17 protein-coding genes are annotated in these 14,799 nt (G+C 71.4%); 1 reads left to right on the top strand and 16 read right to left on the bottom strand.

The window, feature by feature from the left end:
* Positions 1–32: 32 nt before the first annotated feature.
* From pyrH to rpsB, 3 genes are all read right to left on the bottom strand, one after another.
* Positions 33–776 (bottom strand): UMP kinase, encoded by a 744-nt coding sequence (pyrH, locus tag AB0M83_RS10650; protein ID WP_003065595.1) that lies wholly within the window; start codon positions 774–776, stop codon positions 33–35.
* Between the two features lie 118 nt (positions 777–894).
* The gene (gene tsf / locus AB0M83_RS10655) at positions 895–1,710 is read right to left on the bottom strand and encodes a translation elongation factor Ts (RefSeq protein WP_364515509.1); all 816 of its coding nucleotides are present in this window, start codon (positions 1,708–1,710) and stop codon (positions 895–897) included.
* A gap of 94 nt (positions 1,711–1,804) precedes the next feature.
* A complete protein-coding gene (gene rpsB, locus AB0M83_RS10660) occupies positions 1,805–2,689 on the bottom strand; it encodes a 30S ribosomal protein S2 (protein ID WP_364515511.1) in 885 nt (294 codons plus the stop codon).
* Between the two features lie 728 nt (positions 2,690–3,417).
* Between rpsB and AB0M83_RS10665 the strand changes: the two genes are divergently transcribed.
* On the top strand, positions 3,418–3,933 hold the full coding sequence (locus AB0M83_RS10665) for a M23 family metallopeptidase (protein WP_364515825.1): 516 nt from the start codon (positions 3,418–3,420) through the stop codon (positions 3,931–3,933).
* Here the strand turns inward: AB0M83_RS10665 and AB0M83_RS10670 are convergent, their stop codons facing one another.
* The 13 genes from AB0M83_RS10670 to rpsP all read right to left on the bottom strand — a co-directional run bounded on the left by AB0M83_RS10670 (position 3,934) and on the right by rpsP (position 14,700).
* Positions 3,934–4,782: a FliA/WhiG family RNA polymerase sigma factor gene (locus AB0M83_RS10670; RefSeq protein WP_364515514.1), complete on the bottom strand. Its 849-nt coding sequence runs from the start codon at positions 4,780–4,782 to the stop codon at positions 3,934–3,936. It abuts the gene before it with no gap.
* A 109-nt stretch (positions 4,783–4,891) separates the two neighbouring features.
* Complete coding sequence (locus AB0M83_RS10675; protein WP_364515516.1) at positions 4,892–5,875, bottom strand: tyrosine recombinase XerC; 984 nt, start codon at positions 5,873–5,875, stop codon at positions 4,892–4,894.
* A 103-nt stretch (positions 5,876–5,978) separates the two neighbouring features.
* Positions 5,979–7,163, bottom strand: a complete 1,185-nt coding sequence (dprA, locus tag AB0M83_RS10680) for a DNA-processing protein DprA (protein WP_364515519.1) — start codon at positions 7,161–7,163, stop codon at positions 5,979–5,981.
* Between the two features lie 649 nt (positions 7,164–7,812).
* On the bottom strand, positions 7,813–9,324 hold the full coding sequence (locus AB0M83_RS10685; protein ID WP_364515521.1) for a YifB family Mg chelatase-like AAA ATPase: 1,512 nt from the start codon (positions 9,322–9,324) through the stop codon (positions 7,813–7,815).
* The gene (locus AB0M83_RS10690) at positions 9,324–9,701 is read right to left on the bottom strand and encodes a YraN family protein (protein ID WP_364515524.1); all 378 of its coding nucleotides are present in this window, start codon (positions 9,699–9,701) and stop codon (positions 9,324–9,326) included. Before AB0M83_RS10690 ends, AB0M83_RS10685 begins: the two co-directional genes overlap by 1 nt.
* Positions 9,702–9,980: 279 nt before the next feature.
* Positions 9,981–10,304, bottom strand: a complete 324-nt coding sequence (locus AB0M83_RS10695; protein WP_003096226.1) for a DUF2469 domain-containing protein — start codon at positions 10,302–10,304, stop codon at positions 9,981–9,983.
* Positions 10,301–11,143 carry a ribonuclease HII gene (locus AB0M83_RS10700; protein ID WP_364515827.1) on the bottom strand — a complete coding sequence of 281 codons (843 nt, stop codon included), beginning with the start codon at positions 11,141–11,143 and terminating at the stop codon, positions 10,301–10,303. The genes AB0M83_RS10695 and AB0M83_RS10700 overlap by 4 nt, the downstream gene beginning before the upstream one ends.
* Positions 11,144–11,234: 91 nt before the next feature.
* A complete protein-coding gene (gene lepB / locus AB0M83_RS10705) occupies positions 11,235–12,173 on the bottom strand; it encodes a signal peptidase I (protein WP_364515526.1) in 939 nt (312 codons plus the stop codon).
* A gap of 31 nt (positions 12,174–12,204) precedes the next feature.
* Entirely contained in the window at positions 12,205–12,573 is a 369-nt protein-coding gene (rplS, locus tag AB0M83_RS10710) for a 50S ribosomal protein L19 (RefSeq protein WP_155545319.1), read from the bottom strand.
* A 167-nt stretch (positions 12,574–12,740) separates the two neighbouring features.
* Positions 12,741–13,487: a tRNA (guanosine(37)-N1)-methyltransferase TrmD gene (trmD, locus tag AB0M83_RS10715; RefSeq protein WP_364515529.1), complete on the bottom strand. Its 747-nt coding sequence runs from the start codon at positions 13,485–13,487 to the stop codon at positions 12,741–12,743.
* Position 13,488: 1 nt separating this feature from the next.
* Positions 13,489–14,001, bottom strand: a complete 513-nt coding sequence (gene rimM / locus AB0M83_RS10720) for a ribosome maturation factor RimM (RefSeq protein WP_364515532.1) — start codon at positions 13,999–14,001, stop codon at positions 13,489–13,491.
* A gap of 19 nt (positions 14,002–14,020) precedes the next feature.
* The gene (locus tag AB0M83_RS10725) at positions 14,021–14,260 is read right to left on the bottom strand and encodes an RNA-binding protein (RefSeq protein WP_003103110.1); all 240 of its coding nucleotides are present in this window, start codon (positions 14,258–14,260) and stop codon (positions 14,021–14,023) included.
* Positions 14,257–14,700: a 30S ribosomal protein S16 gene (gene rpsP, locus AB0M83_RS10730; protein WP_364515535.1), complete on the bottom strand. Its 444-nt coding sequence runs from the start codon at positions 14,698–14,700 to the stop codon at positions 14,257–14,259. Before rpsP ends, AB0M83_RS10725 begins: the two co-directional genes overlap by 4 nt.
* Positions 14,701–14,799 lie beyond the last annotated feature (99 nt).

A 14,799-nucleotide genomic window follows, 5' to 3' on the forward strand; every position in this document is an offset into this window, starting at 1 on the left:
TGATGGTGTGGCGCTTGCTGATCCCAGCAGGTCTAGGCCGGCACCCCGTCGGCGGGGGTGCTGACCAACGTGCCGATTCTTTCACCACTCACCGCGCGGGCGATGTTCCCCTCGGTGAGCAGGTTGAACACGATGATCGGCATGTTGTTGTCCATGCAGAGGCTGAACGCCGTCGCGTCGGCGACCTTGAGGTCCCGCTCCAGCACCTCGCGGTGGGTGATTTCGCGGAACATCTCGGCGGTGGGGTCGGCCTTCGGGTCCGCGGTGTAGACGCCGTCGACGGCCTTGGCCATCAGCACGGCCTCGCAGCCCAGCTCGAGCGCCCGCTGCGCCGCCGCGGTGTCGGTGGAGAAGTACGGCATGCCGACCCCGGCGCCGAAGATCACGACGCGCCCCTTCTCCAGGTGCCGCTCGGCGCGGCGCGGGATGTAGGGCTCGGCGACCTGGCCCATCGTGATGGCGGTCTGCACGCGGGTGGGCAGGCCCTCCTTCTCCAGGAAGTCCTGCAGCGCCAGGCAGTTCATCACGGTACCCAGCATCGCCATGTAGTCGGCGCGGTCGCGGTCCATGCCGCGCTGCGAAAGCTCCGCGCCGCGGAAGTAGTTGCCGCCGCCGATCACGACCGCGACCTGGACGCCGGTGCGGGCGACGTCGGCGATCTGCTGCGCGACCGAGTGGACGACATCCGGATCGACGCCGATCGAACCACCGCCGAACATTTCGCCGCCCAGCTTCAGCAGCACCCGCCGGTAGCCACCCTCGACCCGGTCACCCATCTATGTCGCCTCCTAGGCCCTTCGACCCGCTGAATTCTTCTCTGGACCCGGCAGTGCCCCGTCCCCGATGGACGGAGACGGGGCACTGGAGGGGTGAAACCTACGCCCGGACCTGGCCTCAGGCCTGGCCGACCTCGAAGCGGGCGAACTTCGTGATCGTCACGCCCGCCGCGTCGAGCAGGGCCTTGACGGTCTTCTTGTTGTCCTTGACCGACGCCTGCTCGAGCAGGACGTTGTCCTTGTAGTAAGCGTTGACCTTGCCCTCGATGATCTTCGAGATGGCCTGCTCCGGCTTGCCCTCTTCACGAGCGGTCTTCTCCGCGATGGAGCGCTCGTTCTCGACGATCTCGGCGGGCACCTCGTCGCGGGTCAGGTACTTCGCGCGCAGCGCGGCGACCTGCATGGCGGCACCGCGGGCGGCCTCGACGTCGTCACCGGTGAACTCGACGAGCACACCGACGGCCGGCGGCAGGTCGGAGCCGCGGCGGTGCAGGTAGGTCGCGGTCTGGCCCTCGAAGGCCACGACGCGGCGCAGCTCGAGCTTCTCGCCGATGCGGGCGGAGAGCTCCTGGACGACCTCGTTGACGGTCTTGCCGTCCAGCTCGGCGCCCTTGAGGGCCTCCACGTCGCTGGTCTTGAGGGTCTTCGCGACCTCGACGATCTTCGCGGCGAGCGCCTGGAAGTCGGCGTTCTTCGCGACGAAGTCGGTCTCGGAGTCCAGCTCGATCAGGACGCCGCCCTCGCCGGTGACCAGGCCCTCGGCGGTGGCGCGCTCGGCGCGCTTGCCGACGTCCTTGGCGCCCTTGATGCGGAGGAACTCGACGGCCTTCTCGAAGTCGCCGTCGTTCTCCTCCAGCGCCTTCTTGCAGTCCATCATGCCCGCGCCGGTCATCTCGCGCAGGCGCTTCACGTCAGCGGCGGTGTAGTTCGCCATTCTGGTAAATCCGTCCTTTTCAGGTACGCGAAAACTCTGGGTTGCTACGCCCGTGCGGCCGGCCACGAGGGCCGGCCGCACGGACGATGGGACATCAGGAGGAGGCGGTGGCCTGCTCGGCGGGGGCCTCGGCCGGCGTCTCGGTCGGCGCCTCGACGGCCGCGGCCGCCTCGGTCGCGTCGGCGGCGGCGGTCTCGGAGCCGGCGAGCAGCTCCTTCTCCCACTCGGCCAGCGGCTCGTCGGCGGCGACGCCCGGCTCCGGCTTGGTGTCGGCCGAAGCGCCGTTGCGGCTGGACCGCTGCATCAGACCGGCGGCCGCGGCCTCGGCCACGACCTTGGTCAGCAGCGCGGCGGAGCGGATCGCGTCGTCGTTGCCCGGGATCGGGTAGTCGACCTCGTCCGGGTCGCAGTTGGTGTCCAGGATCGCGACGACCGGGATGTTCAGCTTGCGAGCCTCGCCGACGGCGATGTGCTCCTTCTTCGTGTCGACGATCCACACGATGCTGGGCACCTTGGCCATGTCGCGGATACCGCCGAGGGTCCGCTCGAGCTTGTCCTTCTCGCGGGTCAGCGTCAGGATCTCGCGCTTGGTGAGACCTTCGAAGCCGCCGGTCTGCTCACGCGACTCGAGCTCCTTCAGGCGGAGAAGACGCTTGTGCACCGTCTGGAAGTTGGTCAGCATGCCGCCGAGCCAGCGCTGGTTCACGTAGGGCATGCCCACGCGCGAGGCTTCGGCCGCGATGGCTTCCTGAGCCTGCTTCTTGGTGCCGACGAACATGATCGTGCCACCGTGCGCGACGGTTTCCTTGATGAACTCGTACGCACGGTCGATGTAGGTCAGCGTCTGCTGCAGGTCGATGATGTAGATGCCGTTGCGCTCGGTGAAGATGTAGCGCTTCATCTTCGGGTTCCACCGACGGGTCTGGTGCCCGAAGTGGACGCCGCTGTCGAGCAGCTGCTTCATGGTGACGACGGCCATTGCCGGAATCAACCTCTTCTGTGTCGTGCGCGCCCCGCGGTGGTTCGCCGCTGACGCGCTGCTCGGTTTTGTCGCTCGCGGCCGGGTGGCCGCTCGCCCTGGTGCCCGTGGCGGTGTCCGGACCCTGAGGAGTGAGGAGCCCCAGGGACCGCCGGACATCGTGCGACTCGCCGGCGAAATCCGCCGGGTATCGCGCACGTGCACGCGAAGTCAGCCCGCTCACGCGGACCGCGGAAAAGATTCTACCCCCTGCCACCAGCCCCTCCCCCACCGGCGGCCGCGGACGGACGGAGTTGTCCACATCGGGTCCGGTTGTCCACAGATTCGGCTTCGGGTCCCCACGGGCGTCCCGGGTGCCGCAGGCTGGAGCCATGGAGTGGATCAAGGGTTTCCGACACCGGGCAACGGGTCGTGGTCTGGTCGTGGTCGCGCTGGTCACGGCCGGTTTTGTGATGGTGTTCGGCGGTGGGGCTTCGGCGCCGGCGGCGGGTGTCCGGCCGACCGGCTCGGCGGTCGGCGCCGGTGGTGAGCCGGTCCGATCCGGGGTGGCAGCGGCGCTGGGGCTGGGGATGCCTGCTGCTTGGGCCGACCTCGGGCCACCACCGGCACCTCCGCCACGACCGGGCGATTTCGGGCCACCGTGGGCGGACACTTTCGGCCCGCCCCAGCCGGGCGATCTCAGGTCACCGTGGGCGGGGCGGGCGAGCTCCGAACCGGCGGCAGCGGCGATACCCCTCCGCCCGGCCACGCCCGCCGCGGAGCCCCACTCCTCCGGGCCCGCCGGATCCACCCCGGCCGGCTCGGCGCCGGCCGTGCCCCAAGCGCGGCTGTCTTGGCCACTTTCACCCGTTCCGGTGGTCACCAAGTACTTCGACGCCCCCGAAACGCCCTACGGCGCCGGGCACCGCGGCGTCGACCTGGCCGCCGTACCCGGGCAGGAGGTGCTGGCGGCCGATGCCGGCGTCGTCGTCTTCGCCGGGCTCGTGGCCGGGCGTCCCGTGATCTCCGTCGACCACGACGGCGGCCTGCGCACCACCTACGAGCCCGTCGAGCCGAAGGTGGCCGTCGGGGAGCAGGTCTACCGGGGGCAGGTGCTCGGGTCCGTCCTCGCCGGGCACCCGGGCTGCGCGATCGCCGCCTGCCTGCACTGGGGCGTGCGGCGGGGCGACGAGTACGTCGATCCCCTCGCCCTCACCGGTGAGGTGGGCGAGTTCCGGCTCAAGCCGTGGGGAGGTGGTCCGTGATCAGGAGCCGGTCTGCTCGACCAGCTTGGCGCGCAGCCGCATGACCGCCCGCGTGTGCAGCTGGCTGACTCGCGACTCGGTGACACCGAGGACCTTGCCGATCTCGGCGAGGGTCAGGCTCTCGAAGTAGTAGAGGCTGACCACGATCTTGTCGCGCTCGGTCAGCTGCGCGATGGCCTGCGCGAGCTGGCGGCGGTTGTCCTGGTCGACGAGCACCGCGACCGGGTCGACGGCGTCGTCGTCGGGGATGGTGTCGACCAGCGAGCCGCTGTCCTTGCCCGCGGCCACCAGGTCCTCCAGCGCGACGACGCTGGTGAGCTGCAGCTGGCCGTAGAAGTCGCGCAGGTCGTCGAGGCCGATGCCGAGCTCGGCGGCGAGCTCCGCGTCGGTCGGGGTGCGGTTCAGGCGGGCGCCGAGGCGCTCCATCGCGCGCTCGGCCTCCTTGGCCTTGCTGCGGACGGCGCGCGGCACCCAGTCCTGCGAACGGAGGTCGTCCAGGATCGCGCCGCGGATGCGCTGCATCGCGTACGTCTCGAAGCGCAGACCGCGCTCGGGGTCGAACTTCTCGATCGCGTCGACGAGCCCGAAGATGCCGGACTGCACGAGGTCGCCCACGTCGACGTGGGTCGGCAGGCCGGTGCCGACCCGGCCCGCGACGTACTTGACCAGCGGGGCGTAGTGCAGCACGAGCCGATCGCGCGACGCCTGGTCGGGGCCGTCGGCGAACTGCCGCCACAGCGCCGCGATCCCGGCGTCGACGTCGTAACCGGCCCGCGCTTCCGCGGGCACGGCGGCGTCACCGCGAGTGGTCACTCCGGTGGCGTCGGTCACGTGCGGCCCTGCGGTCATTGCACAGTCGTTCTCGGCATGCGGCTCAGTATCGTCTCCGTGCTCGTGCGGATGCGCGTGCGCCGCCGGGCCCGCTGGTGACGACCCCGGCGAGACTCCCCGGGCCGCCTCAGGCCCTGGGGTGCGCTCGGTCATGGATCGCTTTCAACCGGTCGACGGTCACATGAGTGTAGAGCTGCGTCGTGGCAAGCGTAGCGTGACCAAGCAGTTCCTGAACGCTCCTGAGATCGGCACCCCCCTCCAGCAGATGCGTCGCGGCCGAATGACGCAGGCCGTGAGGCCCCATGTCGGTCGCTCCAGGCACCGCCGAGACGGCGTCGTGCACCACCCGCCGCACCGCACGCGGGTCGAGGCGTTTCCCCCGTGCACCGAGGAAAAGCGCGGGCTCGACGCGCTCACCGGCGGTTTCCGCGACGATCTTCGGCCGCCCCTCGGTGATCCAGTCGTCGAGGGCTTCCGCCGCCGGGACGCCGAACGGCACCACCCGCTCCTTGCCGCCCTTGCCGAGCACCGTCACGACACGACGGGAGAAGTCGGCGCCGCCGACGTCCAACCCGCACAACTCGGACACGCGGATGCCGGTGGCGTAGAGCAGCTCGACGATCGCGCGATCACGCAGGGCGACAGGATCACGCTGGGCCGCGCCGGCCGCCGACGCCCGCATGACCTCACCCGCCTGCCCGGCGCGCAGCACCCCGGGCAGGGTGCGGTGCGCCCGCGGGGCGGCGAGCCGCCCACCAGGGTCGGTGGCGAGGACACCGGTGCGGTGCGCCCAGGCGGTGAACGTCCGCGCCGAGGCCGCGCGCCGGGCGAGCGTCGTCCGGCTCGCCCCGCCGGTCTGCTGGGCGGCGAGCCACGCCCGCAGCCGGCCGAGGTCCAGCTCCGCGAGCCCGCCACCGCCGTCCACGACGAACCCCAGCAGCGCGACCGCATCACCGACGTACGCCCGGACGGTGTGCGCGGACAGTCCCCGCTCCAGCCCGAGGTGCCGTTCGTAGCCGGTGACGACGGCCTGGACGGGCTCGGGCAGCGCGGCCCGGAGCGCGCGCAGGTCCGGGCGGCGCTCCCGGCCGGAGCGTGATGACGGCGGCATGGCTGTCACGCTGCGCGAACAACCGTCCTCGGTCAAGGATCGCCACGCGGCCCCACCGAACCGGCCGAACACTTTCGCCGATTTCCCCGGGAATTCGTGGCCTTCACGCGCTTTTCCTCCGTCGTCGCCACCCCGCTTCCCCGCGGACGGCGAATCCGTCGATCTCCAGCGCGGGCAGCAGCGCCCGCACTTTCCGGAGAGGGAGCCCGGATTCGGCCGCGATTTCGGTGTCCGACCGGTCGGTGCGCGCGGCCAGCGCCTCGTAGGTCCGCAGCGCGTCGGGGCCCAGCCGGTCGGTGGGACGTTTCGGCCGGGCGGCCGGGTCCTCGGCGATGCCGAAGCGGCCCACGGTCTCGAGGACCTCGTCGACCGTCGAGACGAGGGTCGCCCGGGCGTCCCGGATCAGTTCGTGGCAGCCGACGGACATCCCGGACGAGATGGGCCCGGGCACCGCCATCACCACCTTGCCGAGGGCGCCGGCGGTGCTCGCGGTGTTCCGGGCACCGCTGCGGCGCCCGGCCTCGACGACCAGGGTGCCCTCGGTAAGGGCCGCGATGAGCCGGTTGCGGACGAGGAAGCGGTGCCGCGCCGGCGGGGTGCCGGGCGGGTACTCGCTGACGACCGCGCCGCCGTTGCGGACGATCCGGTTCAGCAGCCCGACGTGGCCCGCCGGGTAGCCCGCGTCGACGGCGCAGCCGAGCACCGCGACGGTGATCCCCTCGGCGGCGAGCGCACCGCGGTGGGCGGCGCCGTCGATGCCGTAGGCAGCGCCTGAGAACACGGGGACGCCCCGGCCGGCCAGCCCGTACGCCAGCTCGGCGGCGTGGTGTTCGCCGTATTCGGTGGCGGCCCGCGCCCCTACGACGGCGACAGCGCGATCGGCGGCGGTGCCGAGCGCGACATCGCCGGAGACCCAGAGCGCCAGCGGAGGCACGGCCTCGGTGACGCCACGCCGGGCCGCGAGATCGAGCGCGAGCAGCGGCCAGGCGGGCCATTCATCGTCCTCGGGAACGATCAGCCGAGCCCCCGCCGCGGCGGCCCGCGCGAAGTCCTGGTCGACGAGGTCGTACTCGCGGCGCGCTTCGGTCGCCTTGAGCACCTCGGGTGGGCAGTCGCCTCGGCGCACCCGGGCGGCGGCATCGATGGGACCGTGGTGGGCCACGAAGGCGATCAGCGCCGGAGCCGGCGGTTCGGCGACTCGCAGCAGGTAGGCGCGAGCTCGGTGGACCTCGTCGGGGCTCGTGCTGCGTGCGGCAGGGGTCGCCTCGCGCTGCTCAATCGGGCTCATGCCGCTGCCCGAAGCAGCCGACTGCTCGTTCGAACTCGTGCCGCTGCCCGCGGCCAATGGACGCGCGGGCCGCTGATCATCAGAGCTCACGCCATCCCCGGCAGCCAGCCGCGCATCGCGCAGCTCCGCGGGGCACGTGCCGCTGCCCGTAGCCAATGGGCGCGCGGACCGCTTCTCACCGGGACTCACGCAATTCGCGGCAGCCAGCCCCGCATCGCACAACTCATCCGGACCCGTGCCGCTACCTCCGGCCATTGGACGCACGAGCCTCTGCTCATCGGGGCTCACGCCACCGCCGGTGGGCAGCAGCGCATCGCGCAACTCATCCGGACTTGTGCCACTGCCGGCCACCAATGGCCGCGCGGAGCGCTGCCCACCGGGACTCACGCTATCGGCGGCAGCCAGCCGCGCATCGCGCGCTTCATCCGCACTCGTGCCGCTACCTCCGGCCAACAGGCGCGCGGGCCGCTGCTCATCAGGACTCATACCGTCACCTGCCTACGGCCGGCGCAAGTCTGTACGGCCGCCGCGGTGGAACGCATCGGCGGCCTGAGCCGGCTCCGAACGAGCTCGATTCCGCGCCCCGGAACGGCGTGGCCAGTCGCGAACGCCGACGCTGGTCGAAACGGGTACGAGTGCTTTCGCGCGTTCATGCCGCCACCCGCTCTCGGAACGCCAGGGCCGAGCCGACCTGTTCGGTGCCTGGGCGTTGCTCGCCGTCCAGGTCGGCCAGGGTCCAGGCGATGCGCAAGCAACGGTCTGCTCCCCGGCCGCTCAGGGCGCCGCGGTCCATTGCCCGGTCCAGCAACTGCGTCGCGTCCGCCGGGAGGGTGAACTCGCGTCGCAAGGCCGGGCCCGGGACCTCAGAGTTCGAGCGCCAGCCGTGGGCCTGCCAGCGGTGGGCCGCCCGGTCGCGAGCCTGCAGGACCCGGGCGCGGACCGTTTCCGACGATTCCGTGGCTCCGGTGTCGTGGGCGTTGATCGCGCTCAGGGGCCGTAGGCGGACCCGGAGGTCGACGCGGTCGAGCAGTGGGCCGGACAGCCGGCCGAGGTAGCGGCGGCGGGCCGTCGGCGAGCACACGCAGTCGGCTTCCTTCGGGGGCGCGCACGCGCACGGGTTCGTCGCCAGGATCAGCTGGAACCGCGCCGGGTACGTGATCGAGCCCTTGACCCGCGCGATGCGGACCTCGCCTTCCTCGAGGACCGTGCGCAGCGACTCCAGCCGCTGGCCACCGAACTCGCAGACCTCGTCGAGGAACAGGACGCCGCGGTGGGCCCGGCTGATGGCGCCCGGGGTGGCCAGGCCGCTGCCGCCGCCGATCAACGCCGCCACCGTGATCGAGTGGTGCGGGGCCACGAACGGCGGCACCGTGACCAACGGCGACGACTTCGACAGCGAGCCGTCGACCGAGTGCACCGCCGTCACCTCCAAGGATTCTTCGTGGGACAGGCGCGGCAGCAGACCGGGTAACCGGCGGGCGAGCATCGTCTTGCCGACGCCGGGTGGGCCGGTCAGCAGGAGGTGGTGCCCGCCCGCCGCCGCGACCTCCAGCGCCCAGCGCGCCTCCGGCTGGCCGACGACGTCGGCCAGGTCCGGTACCGCCGGCGGTACCTGCGGCACCGGGGGCTCCGGCGACACCAGCTCGGCCTCCCTTTTAAGCCACGCCACGAGATCGCGCAGATGGGCCGCGCCCGCGACGTCGATGCCGTCCACCAGGCCCGCCTCGACCAGCGAGTCCGCCGGGACGACAGCTCGTTCGTAGCCGGCCGCTCGAGCCGCCAGGAGGCCCGGGAGGATGCCGCGGACCGGGCGGACGCGGCCGTCGAGCGCGAGCTCGCCCAGCAGCACCGTGCCGAGCAGGCGCGTCGCCGGGACCGATCCCGTCGCCGCGAGCACCGCGGCCGCGATGCCGAGGTCGTACGCGGAGCCGACCTTCGGGAGGTTCGCCGGGGACAGGCCGAGCGTCACCTTGCCGTCCGGCCACGGCTGACCCGAGTTGCGGACGGCCGAGCGGACGCGGTCCTTGGCCTCCCGCAGCCCGGCGTCGGGAAGGCCGACGAGGGTGACGCGGCTCAGGCCACCGCCGAGGTCGGCTTCGATTTCGATGACACGGCCGTCGATGCCGAGCAGGGCGACGCTCCACGCTTTGGCGATGGGCATCAGAACGCCGCCTCGATGTGCTGGACGCGGGGGCGCTTGCCGGGCTCGGCGAGGATCGTCACGACGTCGTAGCGGACCGGGCACCAGCCGATGCGGAACTCGCGCAGCCAGCGCTGGGCGGCCCGGCGCACGCGGCCGGCCTTCTCCTCCGTGACCGTCTCCGATGGCAGGCCGAACTCGGTGCCCGTGCGGGTCTTGACCTCGCAGAACACGACGCGGGTGCGGTCGGTGAGGATCAGGTCGATCTCGCCTTCGCGGCAGCGCCAGTTGCGGCCGAGCAGGACGAGGCCGCGGTCCTGCAGGTGCCGGGCGGCGAGGTCTTCGCCCCACTCGCCCAGGTCGCGGCGGTGTCTTGCGAGCTGGTCGGTGCCCGTCATCGTGGTCGCCCCCTCGTCGGTGCGCCGGTCACCGGGGCGGTCCCGGCGATCACGGTGCGTGTGCGTTCGACGATGCCAGCACGCGAGGCGGCGAAACCAGAGCGAAATCGCTGCTCTGTGGACAACCGGGGGTATGTGGACAACCGGTCCACAGAAAGCGCGGAACGCGCTGAATTGTCGGTCCGTTGTGCTAGGGGCCGCTGCGTCAAGACAGGAGGAGATCACGCAAAAGCACCGCGCCGGCTCGTCCAGGACGAACCGGCGCGGGAAAAGACCAGCTCAGCCCGAGAACGGGCCGTCTTCGGGCAGCCGGAGGTCCGGCTTGTCGAGCTCTTCGACGTTGACGTCCTTGAACGTGATGACGCGGACGTGCTTGACGAAGCGGGCCGGGCGGTACATGTCCCAGACCCACGCGTCGGACATGCGGACCTCGAAGTACACCTCGCCGCCGCCGTCGCGGACCTGGACGTCGACCGCGTTCGCCAGGTAGAACCGCCGCTCGGTCTCCACCACGTACGAGAACTGGCCGACTATGTCGCGGTACTCGCGGTACAGCGAGAGCTCCATCTCGGTCTCGTACTTCTCGAGATCCTCTGCGCTCATGAAATCCGCGCCCCTCCTCGGGATCGTGCTGCTGCTCCGCCGGCGGAGCGTTCATTGTGACCCACACCCGCGGCCGGGGCATGCAGCGGCAGGCTGAGTTGTGGCTCGAGTGCCTCGTCGAGGACCGCGGCGAGCTCCGCCCCGGCCCCGGCCTCCATGGCCTTTTCCAGCGCCGCGTAGGTCAGCAGGACCGGCCGCGCGGGTCGCACGCCGTGCTTGATGGCCACCGTCGCGACGTTCGTGTACGACCACCGGTGGACGTCGCTGGGACCGTGTTCGCGCAGCGCCGCCAGGTGCTCGGAAGTGCTGTAGCCCTTGTGTACGTCGAATCCGTAGTGCGGAAAGTCGTCGTGGTGGCCCGCCATGATGCGATCGCGCGTCACCTTCGCCAGGACCGACGCGGCCGCGATGCACGCCACCGAACGATCGCCCTTGATCACCGCCGTGTTCGGGGCCGTGAGCCCCGGGACCCGGAAGCCGTCGGTGAGGATGTAGCCCGGGGACACACGCAGCGCCGCCGCGGCGCGCCGCATGCCCTCCAGGTTCATCACCCGGATGCCGTAGCGATCGACCTCCGCGGTGGGGATGACGATCACGGAGTAGTCGACGGCCCGGGCGAGGACCAGGTCGTAGACCCGGTCGCGCGCCTTGGCCGTCATCAGCTTGGAGTCCGTCAGCTCGGTGAGCTTCGCCGCGTCGCCCTGCTTGAGCACGCAGGCCGCGACCACCAGCGGCCCCGCGCACGCCCCGGCGCCGGCTTCGTCCACACCGGCGACCGGGCCGAGGCCACGGCGGTCGAGCGCGCCCTGCAGACCCCAGAAGAGGTCGCCGCGCACCACGGCCCGCGGCGGCCGGATCGGCTCGGCCGCGGTGAGGGGAACGGGAAGAGTCAAGGCTGGATCACCCGTCTGCCGGCACGGATCGGGGTGGCTAGCGTTTCCGCCCGGCCGCCCGGCGCACTCCGGACTTGAGCTTGCGCCCCAGGAACAACGCCGGCCAGGCCGCCGCGACGCCGGCCCCGAGCGGGATACCGCTCTGCCAGGCGGGCGCGCCGAGCGCCGCCGGCTGGGCGCCTTCTTGCGGGTTGTGATCGGTGATCCCACCCCACCGGCCCGGCGGCAGGACGATGATCCGCGCCTTGCCGATGATGTTGTCCACCGGGACCGCGCCGTTCACGCCGCCGCCACCCTGGAACCGGGAGTCGTCGGAGTTGTTGCGGTTGTCGCCCATGACCCAGACCGTCCCGGCGGGAACCTTGACCGGCTCGAAAGCGCGCTCGTTCTGGTTGGACGCGTCTTCCCAGTGGACGTACGGCTCGTCGAGCCCCTTGCCGTCCACGACGACCCGGCCCTGCGTGTCGCAGCACTGGACCGTCTGGCCGCCGGTCGCGATCACGCGCTTGACGAAGTCCCGCTCGTCCGGCGGGGCGAACCCGACCAGCGAACCGAGACCACGCAGGCCGCGGACGACGATGTTGCTCGACTCCTGCGGCGGGACCTCGTTGTTGACCCACGCCGGCGGACCCTTGAACACGATCACGTCGCCCGGCGAGGGCTCGGTGAAGTCGTAGGTGACCCGGTCGACCAGGATCCGGTCACCGGTGCACCCGGGGCACCCGTGCAGGGTGGCCTCCATGGATCCCGAAGGGATCATGAAGACCTTCGCAAGGAACGTCTGGATCAGGATCGTGAGCACCAGGGCGATCACGAGCAGGATCGGCAGTTCCTTCCAGAACGACCGTTTCTTGGCGGGTTTGGCTCGCCGCCGCCGGGATCCCCCGCGCTCCTCGGAGCGGGACCGCCTGGGCTGGTCCTCCTCGGAGCGATCGGGGTCATCCTCAGGAGCGTTCTGGGACACGGGTTCGGCCACGTCGTCAGGCTACCGGTAACCGGGTTGTGACTCAGTTAGCCGAAGCCGTCTCGCGGTTCTCGCGGCGCTCCTTGATCTTGGCCTTCTTGCCGCGCAGGTCGCGCAGGTAGTACAGCTTCGCGCGCCGCACGTCACCGCGCTTGTGGACCTCGACCTCGGCCACGTTCGGCGAGTGCACCGGGAAGGTGCGCTCGACGCCGACGCCGAAGGAGACCTTGCGAACGGTGAAGGTCTCCCGGATGCCGCCGCCCTGACGGCGGATCACGACGCCCTGGAAGACCTGGTTGCGCTCACGGTTGCCCTCGATGACGCGGACGTGCACCTTGAGCGTGTCGCCCGGGCGGAAGGCCGGGATGTCGGAACGCAGTGACTGCTTGTCCAGCGCGTCCAGGGTGTTCATCGGTGGTCCGTCCTCGTCTTCGTATGGCTTGCGTACACGTCCCCGGGCGCGCAACGACTCCGCTGCGGGCGACCCAGGGGGCTGCTGGCGGGCTCGTGGACGAGGAAGTCCACTCACGCCAACCTGTCAAGTATTACAGACCGGGATCCGGCGGAAGCACCGGCCCCCTAGGCCCGCTCGGGGTCCAAGCCCTCCAGGACCCTGAGATCGTGCTTGTCGAGGCTACCTTCCGGCAGCCGCGCCAGGAGATCGGGGCGGCGCTGGGCGGTGCGCTCCAGGGCCTGGTCGCGCCGCCAGCGGTCGATCAGGGCGTGGTTCCCGGACCGCAGCACGTCGGGCACGGACAGCTCCCGCCACACCTCGGGCCGCGTGTAGCTGGGCCCTTCGAGCAGGCCGTCGGAGAACGAGTCCTCCTCGGCCGAGCGGGCGTTGCCGAGCACGCCGGGCAGCAGCCGCACGACGGCCTCGACCATGACGAGCACCGCCGCCTCGCCGCCGACCAGGACGTAGTCGCCGATCGACACCTCGTCGACCGGCATCCGGCGGGCGGCGTCGTCGACGACGCGCTGGTCGATCCCCTCGTACCGGCCGCAGGCGAACACGAGGTGCTTTTCCGCCGCGTAGGCGTGCGCGAGCTCCTGGGTGAACGGCCGCCCGGCCGGCGTCGGCACGACGAGCCGGGTCTCCGGACGGCAGACGTCGTCCAGCGCCGGGCCCCAGATTTGCGGTTTCATCACCATGCCGGGCCCGCCGCCGTACGGTGCGTCGTCGACCGCGCGGTGCACGTCGTGGGTCCAGTCGCGCAGGTCGTGCACGCCGATCTCGATCAGGCCGCGGTCGATCGCCCGCCCCAGCAGCGCGGCGCGCAGCGGGTCGAGGTATTCGGGGAAGATCGTGACGACGTCGATGCGCATCTCAGGCGTCCAGGAGCCCTTCCGGCGGATCGAGCACGACGCGGCCACCCGCGATGTCTACCGTGGGGACGATCGCGTGGACGAACGGCACCAGCACCTCGCGGCCCTCGACGTCCAGCTCCAGCAGCTCGCCCGCGGGCGAGTGCACGACCTCGACGACCTTGCCGAGGACCGTCCCGTCGGGCAGCTCGGCCCGGAGGCCGGCCAGCTCGTGGTCGTAGAACTCGTCGGGGTCGCCGGTCGGCGGCAGCGTGTCGGTGTCGGCGAGCAGGAGGGCGCCCCGCAGCGTCTCGGCGACGTCGCGGGTCGGGACCTCCTCGAAACGCACCAGCAGCCGCCCGCTGTGTTCGCGGGCGGCTGCGATGGTGAGGTCCCTTGTGCTGCCGTCACGCAGCCTGGTCGTCACGGCCGCACCGATGCGGAACCGCTCGTCCGGCGAGTCCGTGCGCACGTCCACCGCGAGCTCCCCGCGGATTCCGTGCGCCTTGGCGATGCGACCGACTACGACGTCCATGACTGTTCCGAAACAGACTTCAGCGGTCGGTGTCGACGACGTCCACGCGGACGCCTCGCCCACCGATGCCACCCATGACGGTGCGCAGGGCGGTCGCCGTGCGACCACCCCGGCCGATCACCTTGCCGAGGTCGTCGGGGTGCACGTGCACCTCGAGCGTGCGGCCACGGCGCGTGGTCAGCAGCTCGACCCGGACCTCGTCCGGGTTGTCGACGATCCCGCGCACCAGGTGCTCGAGGGAGTCAGCCAGAAAGCTCACTCGGCCTTCTCACCCTCGGTGGCTTCGGCCTTCTCGGCCTCGGCCTTCTTGGGGGCGGACTTCTTCTTCGGCGTGGTGGCCTCCGAGGAGGGCTCCTCGCCGGCGGCGGCCAGGGCCGCGTTGAACAGGTCCTGCTTCGACGGCTTCGGCTCGGCCACCTTCAGGGTGCCCTCGGCGCCCGGCAGGCCCTTGAACTTCTGCCAGTCGCCGGTGATCTCGAGCAGGCGCTGGACCGGCTCGGTCGGCTGCGCGCCGACACCCAGCCAGTACTGGGCGCGCTCGGAGACGACCTCGATGAGGCTCGGCTCTTCCTTCGGGTGGTACTTGCCGATCGTCTCGATGGCCTTGCCGTCCCGGCGGGTGCGCGCGTCGGCGACGATGATGCGGTAGTACGGCGCACGGATCTTGCCGAGGCGCTGCAGCTTGATCTTGACGGCCACGGGTGTGGGTTCTCCTCGAATCTCTCTGGTGCTGGGCTGGGCGCACGCGGGCCGAGTGGGGACACGGTCGCGGGCACCCGAAGGTCAGGAGCTTTCGCA

The organism is Amycolatopsis sp. NPDC051106, from assembly GCF_040682775.1.
Lineage (GTDB): Bacteria > Actinomycetota > Actinomycetes > Mycobacteriales > Pseudonocardiaceae > Amycolatopsis.